The 22,897-nt window shown below is 73.9% G+C and carries 21 protein-coding genes; 12 read left to right on the plus strand and 9 right to left on the minus strand.

The annotated features are described in order from the left end of the window. Positions 1-25: 25 nt before the first annotated feature. The 4 genes from ACFYR0_RS32915 (at position 26) to fxsA (ending at position 4,297) form a co-directional block, all read left to right on the plus strand. Positions 26-466 carry an Lrp/AsnC family transcriptional regulator gene (locus tag ACFYR0_RS32915; RefSeq protein WP_386384404.1) on the plus strand — a complete coding sequence of 147 codons (441 nt, stop codon included), beginning with the start codon at positions 26-28 and terminating at the stop codon, positions 464-466. Between the two features lie 234 nt (positions 467-700). Beyond that, entirely contained in the window at positions 701-2,302 is a 1,602-nt protein-coding gene (locus ACFYR0_RS32920) for an amidohydrolase (RefSeq protein ID WP_389336402.1), read from the plus strand. Between the two features lie 561 nt (positions 2,303-2,863). Beyond that, a complete protein-coding gene (locus ACFYR0_RS32925) occupies positions 2,864-3,655 on the plus strand; it encodes a polyprenol monophosphomannose synthase (RefSeq protein WP_389336405.1) in 792 nt (263 codons plus the stop codon). An 84-nt stretch (positions 3,656-3,739) separates the two neighbouring features. After that, complete coding sequence (fxsA, locus tag ACFYR0_RS32930) at positions 3,740-4,297, plus strand: FxsA family membrane protein (RefSeq protein ID WP_389336408.1); 558 nt, start codon at positions 3,740-3,742, stop codon at positions 4,295-4,297. A 182-nt stretch (positions 4,298-4,479) separates the two neighbouring features. On the opposite strand, the gene ACFYR0_RS32935 is transcribed toward fxsA, so the two are convergent. The 4 genes from ACFYR0_RS32935 to ACFYR0_RS32950 all read right to left on the minus strand — a co-directional run bounded on the left by ACFYR0_RS32935 (position 4,480) and on the right by ACFYR0_RS32950 (position 7,922). After that, positions 4,480-4,854, minus strand: a complete 375-nt coding sequence (locus ACFYR0_RS32935) for an RNA polymerase-binding protein RbpA (RefSeq protein WP_009187548.1) — start codon at positions 4,852-4,854, stop codon at positions 4,480-4,482. A gap of 278 nt (positions 4,855-5,132) precedes the next feature. Further along, on the minus strand, positions 5,133-6,479 hold the full coding sequence (locus tag ACFYR0_RS32940; protein WP_389336411.1) for an MFS transporter: 1,347 nt from the start codon (positions 6,477-6,479) through the stop codon (positions 5,133-5,135). A gap of 52 nt (positions 6,480-6,531) precedes the next feature. Next, positions 6,532-7,302, minus strand: coding sequence for a glycerophosphodiester phosphodiesterase (locus ACFYR0_RS32945; RefSeq protein ID WP_389336414.1), 771 nt, complete (start codon positions 7,300-7,302; stop codon positions 6,532-6,534). Beyond that, positions 7,299-7,922 (minus strand): YitT family protein, encoded by a 624-nt coding sequence (locus tag ACFYR0_RS32950; RefSeq protein ID WP_389336500.1) that lies wholly within the window; start codon positions 7,920-7,922, stop codon positions 7,299-7,301. Before ACFYR0_RS32950 ends, ACFYR0_RS32945 begins: the two co-directional genes overlap by 4 nt. Before the next feature lie 141 nt (positions 7,923-8,063). Here ACFYR0_RS32950 and ACFYR0_RS32955 point away from each other — a divergent pair, with 141 nt between their 5' ends. Beyond that, positions 8,064-9,569, plus strand: a complete 1,506-nt coding sequence (locus tag ACFYR0_RS32955) for a PLP-dependent aminotransferase family protein (RefSeq protein WP_389336417.1) — start codon at positions 8,064-8,066, stop codon at positions 9,567-9,569. Positions 9,570-9,635: 66 nt separating this feature from the next. Here ACFYR0_RS32955 and ACFYR0_RS32960 read toward each other — a convergent pair whose 3' ends face one another. Further along, positions 9,636-11,498: a hypothetical protein gene (locus ACFYR0_RS32960; protein ID WP_389336420.1), complete on the minus strand. Its 1,863-nt coding sequence runs from the start codon at positions 11,496-11,498 to the stop codon at positions 9,636-9,638. Positions 11,499-11,538: 40 nt separating this feature from the next. Continuing rightward, the gene (locus ACFYR0_RS32965) at positions 11,539-11,733 is read right to left on the minus strand and encodes a hypothetical protein (protein WP_356694637.1); all 195 of its coding nucleotides are present in this window, start codon (positions 11,731-11,733) and stop codon (positions 11,539-11,541) included. A gap of 262 nt (positions 11,734-11,995) precedes the next feature. Here ACFYR0_RS32965 and ACFYR0_RS32970 point away from each other — a divergent pair, with 262 nt between their 5' ends. From ACFYR0_RS32970 to ACFYR0_RS32990, 5 genes are all read left to right on the plus strand, one after another. Continuing rightward, the gene (locus tag ACFYR0_RS32970; protein ID WP_389336423.1) at positions 11,996-12,388 is read left to right on the plus strand and encodes an ankyrin repeat domain-containing protein; all 393 of its coding nucleotides are present in this window, start codon (positions 11,996-11,998) and stop codon (positions 12,386-12,388) included. Positions 12,389-12,712: 324 nt separating this feature from the next. Beyond that, complete coding sequence (locus tag ACFYR0_RS32975; RefSeq protein ID WP_389336426.1) at positions 12,713-14,131, plus strand: HEAT repeat domain-containing protein; 1,419 nt, start codon at positions 12,713-12,715, stop codon at positions 14,129-14,131. Positions 14,132-14,361: 230 nt separating this feature from the next. Next, entirely contained in the window at positions 14,362-15,495 is a 1,134-nt protein-coding gene (locus ACFYR0_RS32980; RefSeq protein WP_389336429.1) for a glycosyltransferase family 4 protein, read from the plus strand. Then, on the plus strand, positions 15,492-16,661 hold the full coding sequence (locus tag ACFYR0_RS32985; RefSeq protein WP_389336432.1) for a glycosyltransferase: 1,170 nt from the start codon (positions 15,492-15,494) through the stop codon (positions 16,659-16,661). Before ACFYR0_RS32980 ends, ACFYR0_RS32985 begins: the two co-directional genes overlap by 4 nt. A 26-nt stretch (positions 16,662-16,687) precedes the next feature. Next, positions 16,688-17,542, plus strand: coding sequence for an SGNH/GDSL hydrolase family protein (locus ACFYR0_RS32990; protein WP_389336503.1), 855 nt, complete (start codon positions 16,688-16,690; stop codon positions 17,540-17,542). A 152-nt stretch (positions 17,543-17,694) separates the two neighbouring features. On the opposite strand, the gene ACFYR0_RS32995 is transcribed toward ACFYR0_RS32990, so the two are convergent. From ACFYR0_RS32995 to ACFYR0_RS33005, 3 genes are all read right to left on the minus strand, one after another. Then, positions 17,695-18,603, minus strand: coding sequence for a biotin-dependent carboxyltransferase family protein (locus ACFYR0_RS32995; RefSeq protein ID WP_389336506.1), 909 nt, complete (start codon positions 18,601-18,603; stop codon positions 17,695-17,697). 67 nt (positions 18,604-18,670) lie between these two features. Beyond that, positions 18,671-19,423, minus strand: coding sequence for an allophanate hydrolase subunit 1 (locus tag ACFYR0_RS33000; protein ID WP_389336435.1), 753 nt, complete (start codon positions 19,421-19,423; stop codon positions 18,671-18,673). Beyond that, a complete protein-coding gene (locus ACFYR0_RS33005; RefSeq protein ID WP_389336438.1) occupies positions 19,420-20,178 on the minus strand; it encodes a LamB/YcsF family protein in 759 nt (252 codons plus the stop codon). The genes ACFYR0_RS33000 and ACFYR0_RS33005 overlap by 4 nt, the downstream gene beginning before the upstream one ends. A 116-nt stretch (positions 20,179-20,294) precedes the next feature. On the opposite strand from ACFYR0_RS33005, the gene ACFYR0_RS33010 reads away from it, so the two are divergent. Both ACFYR0_RS33010 and ACFYR0_RS33015 read left to right on the plus strand, forming a co-directional pair. Continuing rightward, a complete protein-coding gene (locus ACFYR0_RS33010; RefSeq protein ID WP_389336441.1) occupies positions 20,295-20,993 on the plus strand; it encodes a GntR family transcriptional regulator in 699 nt (232 codons plus the stop codon). A gap of 367 nt (positions 20,994-21,360) precedes the next feature. Then, the gene (locus ACFYR0_RS33015) at positions 21,361-22,887 is read left to right on the plus strand and encodes a hypothetical protein (protein WP_389336444.1); all 1,527 of its coding nucleotides are present in this window, start codon (positions 21,361-21,363) and stop codon (positions 22,885-22,887) included. Positions 22,888-22,897: the final 10 nt, after the last annotated feature.

Consider the following 22,897-nt stretch of genomic DNA (forward strand, 5'->3'; position numbering starts at 1 on the left):
CAAGCGCACTGTAGGTTCTTGCGCCATGGAGGAGCTGGACCGTCAGATCGTGCAGCTGCTCGTCAAGGACGGGCGGATGAGCTACACAGACCTCGGCAAGGCCACGGGCCTGTCCACGTCGGCCGTGCACCAGCGGGTGCGCCGGCTGGAGCAGCGCGGTGTCATCCGCGGTTACGCGGCCGTGGTGGACCCCGAGGCCGTCGGGCTGCCCATGACCGCCTTCATCTCGGTCAAACCCTTCGACCCCAGCGCCCCCGACGACATCGCCGACCGGCTCGTCGGCGTGCCCGAGATCGAGGCGTGCCACAGCGTCGCGGGCGACGAGAACTACATCATCAAGGTCCGTGTGGCCACGCCCCACGAGCTGGAGGGCCTGCTGGCCCGCGTCCGTTCGCTGGCCGGGGTCTCGACGCGCACGACGGTCGTGCTGTCCACGCCGTACGAGGCACGACCGCCGCGGATCTGACGACGGGGCCCACGGGCGTACGGCGGCCGCGGACACACCCCGGCCCGCTGCTCCCACCCCCGCTCCCCGTGTACGGCGGTCGCGGACGCACCCGAGCCCCGGCTCCCGGCCCGCTGCTCCCACCCCCCGCTCCCGGCGTACGGCGGTCCCCGGCCCTGCCCGGTTCTCCGGACGTGAGGCGTGTCCGGCGCCCTGCGTGCGGGGCGGTCCGTCCGAGGCGCGAGACTGTTCCCCATGAGTGAGCGCCCCGCCCCGCCGAAGACCGTCCTGCTCCGCCGAGGAGAGGTCCACAGCCCCGCCGACCCCTTCGCCACCGCCATGGTCGTCGAGCGCGGCCAGGTCGCGTGGGTCGGCTCGGAGGGCGCGGCCGACGCCTTCGCCGACGGGGTCGACGAGGTGGTCGACCTGGACGGGGCGCTGGTCACCCCCGCGTTCACCGACGCGCATGTGCACACCACGGCCACCGGCCTGGCCCTGACCGGACTCGACCTGTCCGGGACCCCTTCGCTGGAGGCCGCCCTCGCGCTGGTGCGCGAGTTCGCCGCCGCGCGTCCCGGCGACCGGGTCCTGCTGGGCCACGGCTGGGACGCCGCCCGCTGGCCCGGCGGCCGTCCCCCGACGCGCGCGGAACTGGACGAGGCCACCGGGGGACGCCCGCTGTACCTCTCCCGGATCGACGTCCACTCGGCGGTCGTCACCACCGCGCTGCTGGACATGACCCCCGGCGCCGGCCGCCCGGACGGCCCCCTCACCGCCGACGCCCATCACGCCGTGCGGGCCACCGCGCTGTCCTCGGTCACCGGGGCGCAGCGGGCCGGGGCCCAGCGGGCGGCCCTCGCGCACGCGGCCTCCCTCGGCATCGGCTCCGTCCACGAGTGCGGTGGCCCGGAGATCTCCTCCGAGGACGACTTCACCGGCCTGCTGCGACTGGCCGCCGAACAGCCCGGCCCGCGGGTCGTCGGCTACTGGGCGGAGCGGGACGTCACCAGGGCGCGTGAGCTGGGCGCGGCCGGGGCCGCGGGCGACCTGTTCGTGGACGGCGCCCTCGGCTCCCACACGGCGTGTCTGCACCAGCCGTACGCCGACGCGGGCCACACCGGCACCGCCTACCTCGACGCGTCGGACGTGGCCACCCATGTGGTCGCCTGCACCGAGGGCGGACTCCAGGCGGGCTTCCACGCCATCGGCGACGCCGCGGTCGGTGCCGTCGTGGAGGGCGTGCGCGCCGCAGCCGAGAAGGTGGGGCTCGATCGTGTCCGGGCCGCCCGGCACCGCGTCGAACACGCCGAGATGCTTACCCCCGAGGACATCGCGGCGTTCGCCGAGCTGGGCCTGACCGCGTCCGTGCAGCCCGCCTTCGACGCGCTGTGGGGCGGCGAGGACGGCATGTACGCGCGGCGGCTGGGCGCCGAGCGCGCCCGCACCCTGAACCCGTACGCCGCCCTGCTGCGGGCCGGTGTCCCGCTCGCCCTCGGCTCCGACAGCCCGGTCACCCCGCTCGACCCCTGGGGCACGGTCCGTGCCGCAGCCTTCCACCGCACGCCCGAACACCGTGTCTCCGTGCGTGCCGCCTTCACCGCCCACACGCGCGGCGGCTGGCGGGCGATCGGCCGGGACGACGCCGGCGTCCTGGTGCCGGGCGCCCCCGCGGACTACGCCGTGTGGCGCACCGGCGAACTGGTGGTGCAGGCCCCCGACGACCGGGTCGCCCGCTGGTCCACCGACCCCCGCTCCGGCACCCCCGGCCTGCCCGACCTGACCCCCGGCCGTGAGCTGCCGGTCTGCCTGAGCACGGTCGTCGGCGGGCGGACCGTCTACGTACGGCCGGGCGAGTGATCTGCGGCGGCGGGCGGTCCCCGGACCCTGCCCGCCGCCCGCCGTCCCACCTGCGCGTCCTCCCCGCCACCTCGCCCACCCGGCGTGGATGCGCAGGTCAAAGGGCTGTTGACAGGCCGCGGCCCGGGGCGGGTAGGTTCTGCGAGTCCACCACAGGACGCCCGACCGGGGCACGTTCGCACACTCGCCGCCCCGCCGCTGGGTCAGGACGGTGCACCGCACGGCACCGCCACCGGGAGCCAGGCCCAGCGCCCGCGCAGCGGCGAGAGAACGTTCCGGCCGGTCGGGAGGTGTGACCCGGGTGGGGCCCGGACGCTCAGTAGACAACGGCTCTCGGTCGATCCGCCGCCAGCGGGTCCCAGGCCGGCCCGAAGGGCGCCGGGCCCCCATCCGCTGCCCCGCCGGATCCCAGGCCGGCCCGCAGGCCGCCCGGGCCCCCTCCGCTGCCCCGCCGGCCCGGCCGCTCTCGTGACATCGCCACGAGCATACGAACGCCAGTCACGTCATCGCAGGACGCGGCCACTATGGTGGACGCCTGCGCACGGACACGAAGGGGCAGCAGTGAACGACGGCGACGCGACCGGGGCGGGACAGCTCCAGGGCAGGCGTTTCGGCCCGCTCGGTACGGCCTTGGTGATCATTCCGACCTACAACGAGGCGGAGAACATCAAGTCGATCGTGGGGCGGGTGCGGGCGGCGGTGCCCGCGGCGCACGTCCTCGTGGCCGACGACAACAGCCCCGACGGCACCGGCAAGCTGGCCGACGAACTGGCCGCGGGCGACGAACAGGTCCACGTACTGCACCGCAAGGGCAAGGAGGGCCTCGGCGCCGCCTACCTCGCGGGCTTCCGCTGGGGTCTGGAGCGGGACTACGGCGTGCTGATCGAGATGGACGCCGACGGCTCCCACCAGCCCGAGGAACTGCCCCGGCTGCTGACCGCCCTCAGGGGCGCGGACCTGGTCCTCGGGTCGCGCTGGGTGCCCGGCGGGCGCGTGGTGAACTGGCCGCGGACCCGTGAGTTCATCTCCCGGGGCGGCAGCCTCTACTCCCGTGTCCTGCTGGACGTCCCGATCCGGGACGTGACCGGCGGCTACCGCGCCTTCCGCCGCGAGACCCTCGAAGGGCTCGGCCTGGAGGAGGTCGCCTCGCAGGGCTACTGCTTCCAGGTCGACCTGGCCCGCCGCACGGTCAGGGCGGGCTACCACGTCGTCGAGGTGCCCATCACCTTCGTGGAACGCGAGCTGGGCGACTCCAAGATGAGCCGGGACATCCTGGTCGAGGCGCTGTGGCGGGTGACGACCTGGGGCGTGGGGGAGCGGGTCGGCAAGGTCGTGCACAAGCGACGGCCGTAGCCGCCGCCGTCTGGATCCCGCCGACGTCGACAACCCCTCGCCGGGCTTATCCCGGCCTGAGCCGCGTAGAGGCACACTGGACGCATGACAACAGGTGCCCCGACCCCGACCCAGCCGGCGAGGCCCCGCCGGTCCCGGCTGCGCAGGTTCCTGCCGCTGGGCCTCGCCGTATGGCTGGTCCTGGAGGTCTGGCTGCTCACCGTGGTCGCGGACGCGGCCGGCGGGTTCGCCGTGTTCCTGCTGCTGCTCGCCGGCTTCCTGCTCGGCGCGGCGGTCGTCAAGCGGGCCGGCCGCCGGGCGTTCCAGAACCTGAACGAGGCGGTGCAGCGCGGCGGCACCCCCACGGGCGGCGGTGGCAACGGCTGGATGATGCTGGGCGGCCTGCTGCTGATGCTGCCGGGGCTGATCTCCGACGTGTTCGGCCTGCTCCTGCTGATCCCCGTGGTGCAGAAGGCCGTCGGCCGCTCCGCGGAGCGCACCTTCGAGCGCAAGCTGCGCACGGCCGGCGCGGGCAGCCTCGGGGACGCCTTCCAGCAGGCCCGTATGCACCGCCCCGACGGCAAGGTCGTCCAGGGCGAGGTCATCCGGGACGAGCCGGGCGGGGGCACCCCGCAGGAACCGCGCCCGCCACTGACGCGCTGAGGCACCGAACACGCGTAGGGCCCCCGGTCACCGGGGGCCCTACGCATGTTCGCCGAGACTTCCCACTTCCGGACATACGGTGTCCGGTCCGGGCATGCGCAGACCGCGGGCGCCGTACGTCGAAACGTACGGCGCCCGCGGTCATTGTCGGCATGCGCTGCCGCAGCCTGGTCCGCCGGGACCTATGCGGACTTGCGGCTGTCCCGGGGGTGAACGGCGATGTTCATCGCCCCGGAGCGGAGAACCGCCAGGCGCTCCTCGAGGACCTCTTCGAGTTCCTCACGGGTGCGCCGCTCCATCAGCATGTCCCAGTGCGTACGCGCGGGCTTGGCCTTCTTCTCTTCAGGGCCGTCGCCGTCCACGAGGAGTGCGGGGGCCCCGCAGACCTTGCACTCCCACTCCGGCGGGATCTCCGCCTCGACCGAGAAGGGCATCTCGAACCGGTGCCCCTTCTCGCATGCGTACTCCACGGCCTGGCGTGGGGCCAGGTCGATGCCGCGGTCCGTCTCGTAGCTGGTCACCACGAGGCGCGTGCCGCGAAGAGCTCGCTCACTCATGAATCGTGCCTCCCGGGCTTGTCGCCCACAGGACAGGTGTCGCTGTCGTCGTCATCCGGTCAACGTCCGGTCGGCGGTAAAGATTCCCGTCCCGTTTCCCGTTCCGGGTCGTGCGTCGCCGTCGTAGCCGCAGCCTTGTCAATCAGTGCAGTACCCACCGGCGCCCGGTTTGTCACCTCTGCTAGGAGATGTCACCCGGCGTTTCTGAATCTTTGACGCGCAGTAACGGTACGCCTGGCAGGCCAAAGGCGTACACTACCGCCCTTTCGCCCTGAGTGCTAAATCTTCTCGGGAACGGGATTGCCCGCGTCGCTGATCGCCCGGTGTACCGGAACCCGCGCGAGCAGGACGAATCCCAGGACGAAGAAGGCGACGAGCGAGATGATCGCGTCCCGGTAACTGCCTGTCAGCTGGAACGTCAGCCCGAACAGCAGCGGCCCCAGCCAGCTCATCCCGCGGTCGCTCAGCTCGTAGGCCGAGAAGTACTCGGCCTCCTTGCCGGGCGGGACGAGGTGGGAGAACAGCGAGCGGGACAGCGCCTGGCTCCCACCCAGGACCAGCCCGATCCCGGCCGCCAGCACGAAGAACCACACCGGCTGGCCGGCGGGCAGGAAGTAGCCCGCGGCCAGGGTGACCGTCCAGGCGACCAGCGACCCGAGGATCGTCCGCTTGGCCCCGTAGACACGAGCCAGTCGGCCCAGTCCCAGCGCGCCCGCCACCGCGAGCACCTGGACGAGCAGTACCGCCGTGATGAGCGTCGACTGCTCCAGGCCCAGCTCCTCCGAGCCGTAGACCGAGGCCTGGGAGATCACCGTCTGGATACCGTCGTTGTAGACCAGATAGGCCAGCAGGAAGCCCAGCGTCAGCGGATGGCGGCGCATGTCGCGGACCGTGGCGGCCAGCTGCCTCAGGCCTGGGGCGGTCGCCTCACGCACCGGGGTGCGGCGGTCGCGCAGCCGGCGCAGCGGGATCAGCGCGAAGGCGCCCCACCACAGGCCGGCCGAGGCCAGGCAGATCCGTACCGCCATGCCCTCGGACAGGCCGAAGCTGTCGTGGGCGAGATAGAGGACGAGATCGGCGACCAGCACCAGGGCGCCGGCCGCGTAGCCGAACGCCCAGCCCCGCGAGGAGACCCTGTCCCGCTCCTCGGGGGTGGCGATCTGCGGCAGATAGGAGTTGTAGAGCATCATCGCCACGGACTGCGCGGCGTTCGCGACGATCAGCAGGGCGCCGCCGAGCAGATAACGGTCGCCGTCCAGGAAGAACATCCCGGCCGTCGCCCCGGCCCCGATGTACGCGGCCACCCCCAGCAGCGGCTTCTTGCGGCCGGTGCGGTCCGCGGCGGCGCCCACCAGCGGCATGGCCAGCACTGAGACGATCACCGACAGGGACACGGCGTAGGGGAAGAAAGCCCCCGCGCGCACCGGGATGCCGAGCGGGTGCACGAACCCGTCGGCGCCCGCCGCGTTCTCGGCCACCGAGGTCAGATAGGGGCCGAGGAACACGGTGAGCACACTGGTCGAGTAGACCGAGCACGCCCAGTCGTAGAAGTACCAGCCGCGCTGTTCGCGCCGCCGGTCCGCGGCCTCGTCGACGGCCGCCGTCCCCACGGTGTCGGTCCCCACGCGCGCCCTCGCTTCCAGGTGCTCACGCCGCGCGCGGGCGCCGTCCGGGGCGTCAGACCCAGACGCCCCGGTCCTCCATGACCTTGCGCAGTGTGTCGATGTGATCGGTCATGATGCCATCGACACCGAGGTCCAGGAGCCTGTGCATCCGCTCGGGTTCGTTGATCGTCCACACATGCACCTGGAGGCCGCGCGCGTGGGCCGCGTGGACGAAGCGGTGGTCGACCACCTTGACGCCCGACTGGGACTCCGGAACCTGCGCCGCGACCGCCGAGGCGCGCAGTGCCGCGGGCACGCCCCAGGAGCGCAGCCGCAGGTTCAGCACCCCGCGTGTGCCGTACGAGGTGGCCAGGCGCGGTCCGGCCAGCCGCTGTGCACGCACCACCCGCGCCTCGGAGAAGGACCCGACGCAGATCCGGTCCCAGGCGTCGGTGCGGTCGATCAGCTCCAGGAACGGGCGCAGCGCCGGCTCCGCCTTGAGGTCGACGTTCCAGCGCACCTGCGGGAACTCCTTCAGGAGCTCCTCGAACAGCGGCACCGGTTCCTGCCCCGCCACCCGCGCGCGCCGGACCTCGGCCAGGGTCAGGTCCCCGATCCGCCCCGCCCCGTCGGTCACCCGGTCCAGCGTCGAGTCGTGGAAGGCCACGATGCTGCCGTCCCGCGTGGCGTGGACGTCCGTCTCGATGTACCGGTAGCCCAGCTCGACCGCGCGCCGGAACTGGAGGGTGGTGTTCTCCAGGCCGTCGGCCGCCCCGCCGCGGTGGGCGAACGGTATGGGGCCGGGGTGGTCGAGGTACGGGTGGCGTATACGGGTGCTGGTCACGGACGCAGTATGGCTCCTCGGGGTTGACCGGTGGCAACGACCGTGCTGCCGTCCGATGCCGGGGGAACGGCGAAGACACGCAGGAAGAACTGGGCCAGCGGGCCGATGGACAGCGCGTAGAACAGCGTGCCGACGCCGATGGTGCCGCCCAGCGCGAAGCCGGACACCACGACCGCGACCTCGATCGCGGTGCGCATCAGCCGGATCGAGCGGCCGGTGCGCCGGTGCAGTCCGGTCATCAGCCCGTCGCGCGGACCGGGGCCGAAGCGGGCGGCGATGTACAGGCCGGTGGCGACACCGTTGAGCAGGACGCCGGCCAGCATCAGGGGCACACTGACGGTCAGCCCGTGGACCTCGGGGAGGGCCGCGAGGGTGGCGTCCATGGCGATGCCCACCACGAAGACGTTGGAGACCGTGCCGAGCCCCGGCCGCTGGCGCAGCGGGATCCACAGCAGCAGCACCGCCGCGCCCACGACGATCGACACCACGCCGATCGTCAGGCCGGTCAGCTCGGCCAGACCCTGGTGCAGGACGTTCCACGGCTCCAGTCCCAGGCCCGACTCCACCAGGAGGGCGGAGCTGGCGCCGTACAGGGCGAGGCCGGTGTAGAGCTGGATCAGGCGGCGGACGAGCCCGCTCCGCGTGGCGCCTCTCGTGTGCAAGATGTCCCCCCGGTGGTGGAAGTGGCCTGGCGCATGACACTCTGTGGCTTGGGAACCAGCGCCATCCATGGCCAATTCCGGGAAGGTGGACTGAAAAGCATGGCCCAGTGGACCTCCGCCGTCGGGGCGGCCCAGCTCGCCCGGCTCCTCAAGTCGCAGCAGGAGCGCCCCGCGGGCCCCGGCACCCGCCGCCCGCCCGCCTACCGAGCCCTCGCCGACGGCATCCGGCTGCTGGTGCTGGAGGGCCGCGTCCCGGTGGCCGCCCGGCTGCCCGCCGAAAGGGAACTCGCCCTCTCGCTGTCCGTCAGCCGCACCACCGTCGCGGGCGCCTACGAGGCGCTGCGCGCCGAGGGCTTCCTGGAGTCCCGGCGCGGCGCGGGCAGCTGGACCGCCGTGCCCGCCGGGAACCCGCTGCCCGCGCGGGGCCTGGAGCCGCTGCCGCCCGAGGCGCTCGGCTCGGTGATCGACCTCGGCTGCGCCGCCCTGCCCGCCCCCGAACCCTGGCTCACCCGCGCCGTGCAGGGCGCCCTGGAGGAGCTGCCGCCGTACGCCCACACGCACGGCGACTACCCCGCCGGGCTGCCCGCGCTGCGCACGATGATCGCCGAGCGGTACAGCGCGCGCGGCATCCCGACCATGCCCGAGCAGATCATGGTGACGACCGGCGCGATGGGCGCCATCGACGCCATCTGCCATCTCTTCGGCGGCCGAGGGGAGCGCATCGCGGTCGAGTCGCCCTCCTACGCCAACATCCTCCAGCTCATGCGGGAGGCCGGGGCCCGCCTGGTACCCGTCGCGATGGCCGAGGGGCTCACCGGCTGGGACGTGGACCGCTGGCGCCAGGTCCTGCGCGAGGCCGCGCCGCGCATCGCGTACGTCGTCGCCGACTTCCACAACCCGACCGGTGCCCTGGCCGACGAGGACCAGCGCCGTCAGCTGGTGGAGGCCGCCCGCTCGGCCGGGACCGTGCTGGTCGCCGACGAGACGATGACCGAGCTGTGGCTGGACGAGGGGATCGCCGCGGCCATGCCGCGTCCCGTGTGCGGCTTCGACCCCGCCGGATCGACCGTGATCACCGTCGGCTCGGCCAGCAAGGCCTTCTGGGCCGGTATGCGCATCGGCTGGGTGCGCGCCGCCCCGGACGTCATCCGCAGCCTGGTCGCCGCCCGCGCCTACGCCGACCTGGGCACGCCCGTGCTGGAGCAGCTCGCCGTGAACTGGCTGTTCAGCACCGGCGGCTGGGAGTCCGCCGTCGAGGTGCGCCGGGCCCAGGCGAGGGAGAACCGGGACGCGCTGGTCACGGCGGTCCGGCGGGAGCTGCCGGACTGGGAGTTCGAGGTGCCGCAGGGCGGTCTGACCCTCTGGGTGCGCGCCGGTGGCCTGTCGGGGTCGCGGCTCGCCGAGGCGGGGGAGCGGGTCGGCGTACGTGTGCCGTCCGGGCCGCGCTTCGGGGTCGACGGCGCGTTCGAGGGCTATGTGCGGCTGCCGTTCACCGTCGGCGGAGCCCTCGCGGAGGAGGCGGCGGTACGGCTGGCCGCGGCGGCCCGGCTGGTGGAGAGCGGGGCGACGGCGGGTGCCGAGGCGCCCAGGACCTTCGTGGCGTAAGGCCCGGTACGACAGGAGAGCCGGGGCGGGGGGACCCGTCCCGGCTCTCGGCTGTGCGGTGCCGCCTCAGCTCTCCGCGGCCATGGCCTCCGTCGGCACCTTGTTGACGGCGGCCTCGCCGATCGGCACCTTCTCGACCGGCACCTTCGTGACGGGCACCTTCTCGAAGGGAGCGTCGTCGGCCGAGGCGCCGGCCAGGGAGACCATGGCCACGGGCACGCTCTCCACGGGGACCTTCTCGACGGGCAGCACGGGGATCTTCCCGGCCGGCGTACCCGGGACCGCCGCCGGCTCCGGCCGCACGTCCGCCCGCTCCGGTAGGACGTCCACCGGTTCCGGCTGCCCGTCCACCGGTTCCGGCAGGGCTTCCACCGGCACCTGCTCCGGTAGAGGGTCCACCTGCTCCGGCACGGCGTCCTCGTCCTGCGGGCGCGGCGGCAGCAGGCCGAGGACGGCCTGGCGATGGGCGTCGCTGGTGGCGTCGTCGTAGGGGTCGGGCGTGGCGGGCACCTGGAGGCGGAGCACTGGGCCGGTGCCCAGACGGGCGTAGCCGCGGCCGGGCGGCACCTGGGGGACGGGCGTGGTGTGCGGCGGAGCGCCCAGCACCGAGCGGAGCTGCTCGGCGGTGGCCGGTCCGAGCACGACACGCGCGCGTGTGTGCTGTCGTACGGCGTCCCCGAGCAGGTCGAGATGGTCGAACTGTTCGGCCACCACCACCGTCACCTGCGCGGCGCGGCCGTGCCGCAGCGGCAGCTGGAGCAGGGACAGCGGGTCCGGCCGCCCTTCGGCGGGGACATGGCCGAGTGCTCCGGGGCGGTCCAGCAGGATCCACAGCGGACGCCGGGTGTCCTCTGGTGGCGGCTGTCCCGCCTGGCGGGCGCGGTTCAGCTCGATGAGCCGGCGTTCGGTCTCGTGCGCCGCCCACTCCAGGGCGGCCAGCGCCCCGGACGCGCCGCACTCGACCGCGAGGACGCCCTCCCGGCCGGTGAGACAGGCGTACTCGCCGGTGCTGCCGCCCTCGACGATCAGTACGTCGCCGTGCTGGAGCGCCTGGAGGGCGATCGAGCGGACGAGGGTGGAGGTGCCGCTGCCGGGCTGGCCCACGGCCAGCAGATGCGGCTCGGTGGAGCGGATGCCGGTCCGCCACACGACGGGCGGGACGTCGCGCCGCTCCTCCCCGTGGGTGAGGGGGAGCGTGCGCGGGACCTCGCCGGGATCGGTGAAGCCGAGGACCGTCTCGCCGGGTGAGGTGACGAACCGCTGGGCGGCGATGTCGGTGGGCAGCGGGGCCAGCACGCTGACCGTGAGCTGGTTGCCCTCCTCGTCCCAGAGGAAGTGGTACTCGCGGCCGCGCCCCGACTTGGCGGTGAGCAACTGCTCGATCCGCGTCCGGGCGGCCGGTTCACCGTCCGTGAAGTACGCCGGGTAGCGGACCACGAGGTGGCTGATCCGGCCCGAGTCGTCGAACTCGAAGCCGGACAGCCCCTTCTCCCAGTCGCCGCCGTGGGTGTACAGCGGGGCCGGGTCCTCGGCGGCCGAGAAATAGGGGACCAGGGCCTCGTAGAGCGCTTGGAGGCGCTCCGTCTGGGACTCGTCGGGGCCCTCGGGGGCGGGCGGGGTGCGGTCCCTGCCGTGCCAGGCCGCGGCCGCCATCAGGGTGATGACGGCCAGCAGCGGGCCGTACGGCACCAGCGCGACGACCAGGACCACCGACGCCACCAGGAACAGCAGCGGTCCGCGCTTGTCCTTGGGGGTCTCGGTCCACCTGCGCCGTCCGGCGGACGCCAGCCGGCGCAGACCGCGGGTGATCGTGATCAGCGGATGGAGGACGTCGGTGGCGCTGTCGGCCGCCGTCCGGGCCAGCTCCCGGCTCCGGGCGATCTGTGTGCTGCCTGTGCTCAGGATGCGGGGGAGGGGGCGCCGGGCCACTTCTGTCTCCTGAAGGTGCGTACGGACGGGATCTGCGGCGTCAGAACTTGATGCCGCCGAGCAGGCTCGCCAGGCTCTCGCCGCCTGCCTTGATGCTCGGCGCGATGGCCGTACTGGCCAGATAGAAGCCGAAGAGGGCCGCCACGAGGGCGTGCGACGCCTTGAGTCCGTCCTTCTTGAAGAAGAGGAAGACGATGATGCCGAGCAGGACCACGCCAGACATGGACAGGATCATTTGAGTTCTCCTGGTTCGCGGGGACAGTCACCATGAGTACTTCCAGGCTCACAGGATGTATCCATACGATAAAAGGTGCAAATGAGGGAAATTCTCAATATTTCCCCCAGGTGGCGGAGTCATGGCGGCGTCGCCTGAGCAGGCAAGTTGCGTCGAACGGGTCTCGCGGTGATCTTTGCCTCGGGCGGCTCCGGCCATGTGCGCCCGTAGCCAGTACCCTGGCGATTCACCTGAACGGCTGCGAGGAAGGGCGGACCGGCCCATGAGTGAAGCCCCCGACCCCGAGGTCGTGGAGCTCGCGACCAAGATCTTCGATCTGGCCCGGCGGGGGCGGACCGAGGCACTCGTGGCGTATCTGGACGCGGGAGTTCCGGCCAACCTCACCAATGACCGCGGCGACTCCCTCGTGATGCTCGCCGCCTACCACGGCCACGCGGACGCGGTGCGCGAGCTGCTCGTCCGCGGGGCCGAGGCGGACCGCGTCAACGACCGAGGCCAGACCCCGCTCGCGGGGGCGGTCTTCAAGGGGGAGGAGGCTGTGATCCGGGTCCTCTTGGAGAGCGGCGCCGACCCGGCCGCGGGTACGCCGTCAGCCGTCGACACCGCACGCATGTTCGGTAAGGCGGACTTGCTCACACTGTTCGGAGTGCACTGATCCGAACGCCCTGACCAGGGAATACAGGGTCCCTGGCGGGTTACGCAACGGAATACGGGGGAGGCGGTACAGGGCCGCCGGATATTTCGGTCGCGGCATCGAAGAGCGTCGAGTCATCATGACGTCGTGATTCACGGACGCGATGGCTGGGCAGGTGTTGCCGCACCGCGCGGGCCGTGACGCGGTCCGCATGGGCCACCGACGAGAGGCAGAGGAAGATGGTCTACAGCAAGCATGAGACGGCGGGCGCCCCGACGTGTTGTCACGCGGCCAGGTAAAGCACGTTTCCCGGTTGCGTCGACGCTTGATGTGAGGCTGTTTCCCATGTTCGATCCGGTCATAGCGCCCAGCGGCACGCTGCTCGGCCTGCTTCAGCGGGGCCGTGGCGACGGCACACTGCACGCGCTCACCGCCCCGCGCGCCGAGGCACTCGCGGCGCTCAACCACTGTGTGGTGCGCGACCCCCGCCACGACTGGCAGGTGGAGAACCGCTCCCTGTACTACGCCCGTCTGTACCTCGACCTGGGCGGCGAACTCGACACCATCGAGGCCCATCTCTTCGACCCCGAGGACGTCCTCGACACCGAGGACTGCCGCACCGGCCTCGCCCTCGCGGTCCTCGGCCATCTCGCCTCCTACGGCAGGCGCGACGCGCTCGAACTGCTGCGCAGGTACGCCGCCCACGGCACCAACTGGGCCTGGGCCCTGGACGAGCTCGCCCTGCGTGACGACGACGCCGGACTGCGCTCGCTCGCCGCTCCCGTGCTCGCCCGCTTCCCGCGCGATCCCGGGGGCGACGCCGAACTGGCCGCCGCCGTGCGCGACGCCTTCGAGCCACGGCCCTGGCGGCTGTGGGCCGACGACTCCCGCGACTGGATCGCCACGCGCGTACGTGCCGCCCAGGAGACCGGCTGCTTCGACCGCTGGCAGCGCCAGATGCGGCCGTCCGGGCCCCGCCCGGGGTGGAGCGTCCAGGCGGTGTTCGACTGGGCCCAGCAGGGCATCGAACGCGGCACCGCCCTGCATGTCCCCGCCGCCCGCTGCCTCAGCGCCGTGGCCGGGCCCGAGGACCGCCCGGAGATCCTCGAAGCCGCCCGGACCGGCACCGAAGGTGCCCGCTGCACCGCCCTGCGCTATCTCGCGGACAGCGACGACCCCGCCGCCCTCGACCTGATCGAGCAGGCCGTCACCACCGGCCCCACGCCGGTCGTGGAGGCCGCCGTCGAGTCCTACGAGCGGATGGGCAGCGTCGCCGCCGTGGAGCGTGCCCGCCGCTGGGCCCACCGGCCCGACCCGCTCGGCGCCGCCGCCGGCCGGATGCTCGCCTGCCGGGGCGGGGCCCAGGACAAGGACCTGGTCCTCGGCGCCCTGCGCGAGGCCGTACGGGGCGAGGGGCCCGACGGGCCCACCCTGTGGACCCTGGTCGACGGAACCGGCCGACTCGGCATCGCCTGCGCCGCCCCCGTCCTGCGCCACGTCTACCGCGAGACGGCGTCCTCCCATCTGCGGGGCCGGGCCGCCCGCGCCCTCGCCGCCACCGACCCCGCCTTCGCCGCCGGATTCGCCGTCGAATGCCTGTGGGACTGCGAGGAGAGCACCCGCGAGATCGCCGCGCGGCACGCCGAGACCGGTGACACCCGCGTGGTCGACCGGCTCCGCCGGCTCGCCGCCGACCCGGCCGAGGAGGCCGAGGTCCAGACCGCCGTACGCAGCCGTATCGGCACCGAGACACCCCCGGCCTGAGCCCGGGCGCACCGGTACGGGGCATGTGACGCCTTTGGTCGGAAAACCCCGTACGAGCAACACGACGGGCGGTTCCCGGCCCGCCGGGTGAACAAGGGATGACCCGCGGGTCAGGCGCGCATGGACGCCGCCTGACCCGCGCGGGTGTGCAGCTCAACGCTCATGGGACGTTTTCGAACCGGAAAGATCCACGTTGACGCGTCCACGTCCGGTACGGCGACAACACCCGTATGCGTGTCGTCATCGTGACCGAATCCTTTCCCCCCGATGTGAACGGCGTGGCCCACTGCGCGCTCCAGACCGCCCGGCACCTCGTCGACCGCGGTCACGCTCCCCTCGTCGTCGCACCGGCCACCGCCGCCGGTACCGGACCCGAGGCCGACGCCCATGCGCCGTGCCCCGTCGTCCGCATCCCGTCCCTTCCGCTCCCGGGCTATCCCCAGGTCCGCGTCGCCCTCCCCAGCCGACGCGTCGCGGGCGCCATCGCCGACCACCGCGCGGACATCGTCCACCTGGCCAGCCCCTTCGTCCTCGGCGTCCGCGGCATGTCCGCCGCCGCCAGGCTCGGCGTGCCCGCCGTCGCCGTCTACCAGACGGACCTCGCGGCCTACGCCCGCACCTACATCAGCGCCGGTGAGGCCGCCGCCTGGCGGCGTATCCGCTCGGTGCACGCCGCCGCCGACATCACCCTCGCGCCCTCCAGCCACTCCCGTGGCGACCTGGAGGCCCACGGCGTACCCCGCGTGCACCTGTGGCCGCGCGGCGTCGACACGGTGCGCTTCCGGCCCGGGCTGCGCGACGAGAACCTGCGCCGCGAACTCGCCCCGAACGGCGAACTGATCGTCGGCTACGTCGGCCGCCTCGCCCCCGAGAAGCAGGTCGAACTCCTCGCCGGGGCCTGCGCCCTGCCCGGCGTACGCGTCGTGGTCGTCGGCGACGGGCCCAGCCAGGCCCACCTGGCCGAGGCCCTGCCCGGCGCCGTCCTCCTCGGCCGCCGCACCGGAGACGACCTGGCGAGGATCTTCGCCTCGCTGGACGTCTTCGCGCACACCGGCCCCTTCGAGACGTTCTGCCAGACCGTGCAGGAGGCCATGGCCAGCGGCGTGCCCGTCGTCGCCCCCGCCGTCGGCGGCCCCCTGGACCTCGTCGACCACGGCCGCACCGGGCTGCTGGTCCCGCCCCGCGACGCCGACGCCGTACGCGACGCCGTCGCGCGGCTGGCCGCCGACCCAGCCGCACGCGCCGCCTACGGCGCCGCCGGACGGGCCACCGTCGAGGGCCGCACCTGGGCCGCCGTCGGCGACCGGCTGATCGGGCACTACGAGAACGTGCTGCTCGCCCGGAAGGCGGTGCTGGCGGCATGACCGGTCAGTCGCTGCGGATCGTGCGCGTGGCGAACTTCGTCGCCCCCGCCTCCGGCGGCCTGCGCACGGCACTGCGCGAGCTGGGCAAGGGATTCAGGGCCGCCGGTCACGAGCCGGTGCTCGTCGTACCCGGCGACCGGCACACCGACCGGGACACCGAGCAGGGCCGCGTGATCACCCTGCCCGGCCCGATGCTGCCCGGCACCGGCGGCTACCGCGTCCTCACCGACAAGCGGCGCGTCGCCGCCGTCCTGGAGTACCTCGCCCCGGACCGCCTGGAGGTCTCCGACCGCACCACCCTGCGCTGGACCGGCCGCTGGGCCCGCCGTGCCAGGGTGCCCTCGGTGATGGTCTCCCACGAGACCGCCGACGGCGTGCTGCGCACCTGGGGCCTGCCGGAGGGGCTCTCCCGGCGGGCCGCGGACTCCCTCAACGTCCGCACGGCGCACGTCTACTCCAAGGTCGTGTGCACCACGGAGTTCGCCGAACGGGAGTTCGTCCGCATCGGCGCCCGCAACGTCGTACGGGCCCCGCTGGGCGTGGATCTGATCGCCCGTCACCCGGCCCTGCGCTCGGCGGCCCTGCGGGCCCGCTACGCGCGCGTGGACGAGACGCTGCTGGTGATGTGCTCCCGGCTGTCGGTGGAGAAGCGGCCCGGTACCGCTCTCGACGCCCTGGAGGCGCTGCGCCGCCGCGGGGTGCCCGCGGTGCTGGTCGTCGCCGGGGACGGACCGCTGAAGCCGCGCCTGGAGCAGCGGGTGCGCGAACGCGGCCTGCCGGTGACCTTCCTCGGCCATGTCTCCGACAGCGGGCTGCTCGGCGCGCTCCAGGCCTCCGCCGACGTGTGCCTGGCGCCCGGACCGGCCGAGACCTTCGGGCTCGCCGCCCTGGAGGCGATGGCCTGCGGCACGCCCGTGGCCGTCAGCGCCACCTCCGCGCTGCCCGAGGTGATCGGCTCCGCCGGGGCCTCCGCCGCCGACCACGGGGACGCCTTCGCGGAGGCCGTCGCCGGCCTGCTCGAGCGGCCCGACGCCGAACGCCGGGAGGCCGCACGCGCGCGTGCCGAGTGCTTCGGCTGGGGCACCGCGGTGGAGGCCTTCCTCGCCGCGCACGAGGCGAGCGTCCTCGCGGCCGGGGACCCGGTCCTGCCCGGAGGCACGGCATGAGACGTGGTCCTGCCCGCAGGCACGGCATGGGACCCGTCCGTTTCGTGGCACTCGGGGACTCCCTCACCGCAGGCGTGGGCGACCGGGTGGCGGACGGGTGGCGCGGCTGGGCCGCGCTGCTCGCCGACGGACTCGACCCGGAGGCCGTGTCGTTCACCAACCTCGCCGTCAGCGGGGCGCAGACCCGCGACATCGTGGAGTCGCAGCTGCCCGTCGCGCTCGGCCTGAAGCCGGACCTCGCCTCGGTCCTCATCGGCGTGAACGACACCCTGCGCTGCACCTTCGACATCCACGCCGTCGCCGCCCGCCTCGACCGGGCGTACGCGGCGTTCGCCGAGCAGGGCACGGTCGTCCTCACCGCCTGTCTGCCCGACCCGGGGGCGATGCTCGGGCTGCCCGGCTCGCTGGCCCGCCCGCTGGCCCGGCGCCAGCGGGCGGTCAACACCGTCGTGCACGCCCTGTCCGAGCGGTACGGGGCCGTGCATCTGCACGCCAGTGAGGGCGGCTGGCTGGCCGACCGGGCCCTGTGGAGCGCGGACCGGCTGCACCCGGGCGAGCGCGGGCACCGGCAGATCGCCCTGCGCTTCCACGAACTGCTCGCCGAGGCGGGCCTGGCCGACGGGAAACCGCCGGAGGCGGAGCCGCAGTGCGCGGCGCCCACCCGGGCGGCCAGCCTGCTGTGGCTGGCCACCGCGGGCACCGCGTGGGTGGCCCGGCGCTGCACCGACCTGCTGCCGCAGCTGCTGCGCCTAGCGGCAGACGAGACGCGTCACCGTGTCCGTGGCACCAGCGCCCGGCTCGACCTGGGCGCCGCCCACGCGGTGGCCCTGGCCCTGGCCGCGCTGTCGGTGGGGGACGGGCCGGAGCCGGAGGCCGCGTAGGACGGTCGGCCGAGAGGCGTCCGCGCCGGTCCGGGCCGGTGGGGGCGCCCCTTGCCGTTCGCGGGGACGGCTTTGGTGGTTCGGCGACTGCTCGACGGCGGGTCGGCGGGCTCAGGTGGGGTGTGCCGGCACGTCGGTGGTTCGGCGGTGGCTCAGGTGCGGCGTACCGGCACGAACCGTACCGGCGTGCCGGGTGCCGCCTGCGCGGCCGCCGGGAGGTCGGTGGCGCGGACGACGGCGACGACCGGGTAGCCGCCGGTGGTGGGGTGGTCGGCGAGAAACACCACGGGCCTGCCGTCGGGCGGTACCTGGACCGCGCCGAGCACCATGCCCTCGCTCGCCAGCTCACCCGCGCGGGCCCGCTCCAGGGCGGGCCCCTCGGTGCGCAGCCCGATGCGGTTGCTCGCCGCGGAGACGCGGTACGCGCGCGTGGTGAAGTCGCGCAGTGCCCGCGCGGTGAACCAGTCGTCGCGTGGGCCCGGGGTCACCCGCAGCACCAGCTCGGCGGGCGGGGCGGGCTGCGGCGCCACGTCCACGCGGGCGTGGCGCCCCGCCGCTGGTCCGATGGGCCTTGCGGCATGGCCGGCCAGCGGTGCCGGGCCGACGGGCAGTACGACGCCGTCGGCGAGGGGCGCCGGGCCGAGCCCGGACAGCAGGTCGGTGGAGCGGCTGCCCAGCACCGGTTCGACCGCGACGCCTCCGCGGACGGCGACGTAGCCGCGTACGCCCGTCACGGCCGGACCGACGTCCAGCACGGCGCCGGCGGGCACCCGCACCGGGGCGCCCCAGGCGGCCGGGCGTCCGTCCACCGTGACGGCACAGGGCGCGCCGCCGACCGCCACGACGACCGCGGAGCGCGGGCGCAGGGCGCAGCCGGTGAGCGTGGTCTCCAGGACGGCGGCGTCGGGCGGGTTGCCGACCAGACGGTTGACGAGCGCCGCCGCGGGGCCGTCCAGCGCGCCCGAACGGGGCACCCCGAGATGGGCGTACCCGGGCCGCCCCCGGTCCTGCACGGTGGTCAGCGCCCCGGCCCGTACGACGCACAGCGCGCGGTCGGTCATGACGCAGAGCGCGCGATCGCTCATACGGCATCTCCGGCTGCGGGGCGGCCCGCGTCCCGCCGGGTGCTCATCCGTCCCCCTGCGGCACGAACCGCACCCGTGCCCCCGGCGACAGCAGTGCCGCCGGTACGCGCGCGTGGTCCCACAGCACGCTGTCGGTGGTGCCGATCAGCTGCCAGCCGCCGGGGGAGGAGCGCGGGTACACGCCGGTGTAGGGCCCCGCGAGGGCCACCGCGCCCGCGGGCACGGCCGTACGCGGGGTCGTACGGCGCGGTACGTCGTAGCGGGGCGGCAGTCCGGTGAGGTAGCCGAAGCCGGGCGCGAAGCCGCAGAAGGCGACGCGGAACTCGGTGCCCGCGTGGATGCGCGCCACCTCGCGTGCGGACACGCCCCAGTGGGCGGCGACCTCAGCGAGGTCGGGTCCGTCGTAGCGCACGGGCAGCTCGACCACGTCACGCGTGCGTGGCGGTACGGGCGGCAGGGCCGTGGCGGTGAGCTCGGCGGCGGTCCGGGACGGCTCGGCCACGCCGTCGAGGAGCACCGTACGGGCGGCGGGGACCAGTTCGCGGACGCGGAGCGAGCCCTCCGCGCGGCGTCGCAGCAGCTCCGCGAGGAGGGCCTCCGCCTCCTCGCCGGAGGGGACCTCGACGAGCAGGGCGTCGTCGCCGACGCGCAGGACCCGAAGGGGGCCGGGGTCGCCGGTGCGGCTGGTGGGGTCGGTTTCGCGGTCGGTGGGATCGCCTGCGCGGTGGGTGGGATCGGTGCCCGTGCGCCCCGCGGGCAGGTTCCTCACCCGGGCGACGACGGGGTCGCCGCTCATGCGAAGGCCTCCACCCGCACCGAGGCGGCCTCCAGCCGTCGGCGGACCCGTCGGGCCAGTTCGACGGCTCCCGGGGTGTCGCCGTGCAGGCACAGCGACCGGGCGCGTACCTCGATCGGCAGGCCGGAGTGCGCGACGACCCGGCCGTCCCGGGCGAGGCCGACCGACCGTTCGACGACCGCGGCCGGGTCGGTGACCACCGCGCCGTCGCTGCCGCGCGGCACCAGCGTGCCGTGGTCGGTGTAGGCGCGGTCGGCGAAGGCCTCGGTGACCGCCGGGAGCCCGGCCTTCTCCGCCCGCTCCAGCAGCCGCGAGCCGGGCAGCCCGAGCACGGGCAGCGACGGGTCGGCCAGGAGGACGCCGTCGACGACCGCGCCCGCCTGCTCCTCGTCGTGCACGACCCGGTTGTAGAGCGCCCCGTGCGGCTTCACGTACGCCACGCGCGCACCGGCCGCGCGGGCGAACACCTCCAGGGCGCCGATCTGGTAGGCGACCTCGGCGGTCAGCTCACCGGCCGGTACGTCCATCGCGCGCCGCCCGAATCCGGCGAGGTCCCGGTAGGAGACCTGGGCGCCGATCGTCACACCGCGTGCGGCCGCCAGCTCGCACACCCGCCGCATGGTCGCCGCGTCCCCGGCGTGGAAGCCGCAGGCCACGTTGGCGCTGGTGACGACGGACAGCAGCTGCTCGTCGTCCGTCAGCCGCCAGCGGCCGAAGCCCTCGCCGAGATCGGCGTTCAGATCGATCGGGGTCATGGGCCCTTCGGGTCTCCTCGAGCCAGCGACGCGGTGACCAGCAAGGTAGAGGATCGTTGAACGATCCTTCAATACCCCTGTTGTCCCGTCCTCCCCACTACGGTTGAATTCCGGGCATGGCTGAGCAGCTGACGGGACTGGCCGGCGACCGCGTCCTCCTCGGGCGCACCAGCACCGCCGAGCGCGTCGCCGACATCCTCAGGAGCCGGATCGCCGAGGGCTGCTTCCCGCCCGGCACCCGGCTCTCGGAGGACAGCATCGGCGGTGCCCTCGGGGTCTCCCGCAACACCCTGCGCGAGGCGTTCCGCCTGCTCACCCACGAGCGCCTGCTGGTCCACGAGCTGAACCGCGGTGTCTTCGTGAGAGTTCTCACGGCCGAGGACGTCGAGGACATCTACCGCACGCGCGCGCTGGTGGAGTGCGCGGTGGTACGGGGCCTCGGTGAGCCGCCGTACGCGCTGGACGGCCTCGCCGAAGCCGTCGCCCAGGGCCGCCGCGCGGGGGCCGAGGACGACTGGAAAGCTCTGGGTACCGCCAACATCCGCTTCCACCAGGAACTGGTCGCCCTGGCCCGCAGCCCCCGCACCGACGAGCTGATGCGCGGCGTCTTCGCCGAGCTACGGCTCGCCTTCCACGTCGTGAACGCCCCCCGGCGGCTCCACGAGCCCTACCTGCTCCGCAACGAGGAGATCCTCCACGCCCTCACCACCGGAGACCCGACCGCCGCCGAACGCCTCCTGGACACGTACCTGTCGGACTCCCTGGCCACCATCGTGACCGCATACACCCACGACACCTCTGCGCCACCCAAGTAAGGGGCCATGCCGCCCTTCAGGCCCGTGAGAAACGGCGAGGCCAGCTCCCCAAGGGGCGCGGGGAACTGCGCGATCCGTGTCGCCCTTCAGGCCCGTGAGAAACGGCGGAACCGACTCTCCAAGGGGCGCGGGGAACTGCGCGATCCGTGTCGCCCTTCAGGCCTGAGGAACGGCGGAACCGACTCTCCAAGGGGCGCGGGGAACTGCGCGACAAGCCCAGGACGGCCCGCAGCCGAACACCCACGACGGCCCCCGCCCGACCGACCACCACGGCCCCCGGCCGACCAGGCCCACAGCCCACCTCCGCCCGGCAAGGGCCCCCTCCCGATTTGGGCCGTTGTCAGACCAAGCACCTAATCTGTGCACCGTGACTTCCCCCGCCCCGACGGACCTCGTCCCACCCCAGCCGACCGCAGGTCCCCGCCCCGCTCCGGGCCCGGCCGCCGACGAAGGCCTGGCCCGGCGCCTGCGCGCGCTCGCCTGCACCGCGCCGCTGCACGACCTCGACGCGCGCAAGGCCAACCTCGCGGGCGAGTACTCGGTGTACGGCATGGCGGAGGTCGCCCTCTCGGCCATCGACCTCGTCACACTCAACATGGACTTCGACACCGGCGCCGACCACGACCAGGTCGTCGCCCGCCTGGTGCCCCGGATCGCCGCCCAGGCCCCACGGCGCCCCACCGCCGAGCACGAGCGCGTGGCCCGCTGGGTGCTGGAGAACCTGATCAACGTGGGCAGCGTCGACCGGGGCTTCCGCGCGGTCTACGGCACCTTCGCGCCGGACGGCACCTACGTCCGCCGGGACTACGACTTCAAGCTGATCGAGGAGGTCCCCGGCCCCGGCGGCAGCGTCTACCTCCGTACGACGGACGAGGCGGTCAACGTCCTGGTCGGCGCCCTCGACACCGATGTCACCAGCGCCCAGATCGCCGCCGAGGTCAAGCTGGAGGTCCTGATCAGCCGCGGCCGCCTCGCCGACGCCCAGCTCGCCGCGGAGCAGGCCCGCTACCGCACGGTGCAGTACTCCGAGACCCTGCGCAGGGCGCTGGACGCCACCCGGCGCAACGTCCGCGCGGTGGACTGGCTCGAGGCCGTTCCCGACATGATCGCCGAGGCGCTCGACCACGTGGCCGACCGGTACCGCCACGAGAACGCGATCCTGACGAACATCCGCAGGGCCCGCGACGAGTCCGAGGACCCCGAGCACAAGCGCCGCGCCGCCGAACTCGTCGACATCGTCAAGGACTGCATCCGGCGTCACACCCAGCTCCAGTCCCGGCTGCTGGAGGCGGGCCCGCTGTTCCGCGCGGAGCAGGACCGCCAGGCCTTCGCCACCCCCCTGGCCTCCTCGGGGATAGACCTCTACGGCCACCTCGTCGCGCCCGTGCTGCCGCTGCCGGTGGAGCAGGCGGTGCGGGTCACCGACGCGTACTTCGCGCGCGGGACCGGCTTCCGCACACCGGTGTCGGTACGGGTCGCCGACCTCGTGGAGATACTGCTGACGCCGCCGGCCGAGCGGGACCACCTCGGCGCCGAGATGCCGGAGCCGGACCTGATCGCCACGCCGGACGACAGCCGCTTCAGCGAGGAGCAGCTGGCCGCGGCCACGGAACTGCTCGACCTGCCCGCCGACGCCCCGCGCAGACTGTCGGGGCTGCTGGCCCAGGCCCGGCGGTCCGACCCCGAGCTTCCGTATCTGGTCGCCCTGCTGGCCGTGCACGCGGCCAGTCCCGCCGTCGGCACCGCCTACCGGCAGGGCGAGCAGAAGCTCCTGTTCGCCGTCGACGACGGCACCCAGCTGGAGGACCCCGAGTTCGGCGGCGCCGACCTGATCGTGGGGACCGCCCTGCTGGACGCCGCGGGCATGGCGGCGGACCGGACGGAAGCAGCATGAGTGAGCGACA

The organism is Streptomyces sp. NPDC005017 (assembly GCF_042873115.1).
GTDB lineage: Bacteria > Actinomycetota > Actinomycetes > Streptomycetales > Streptomycetaceae > Streptomyces.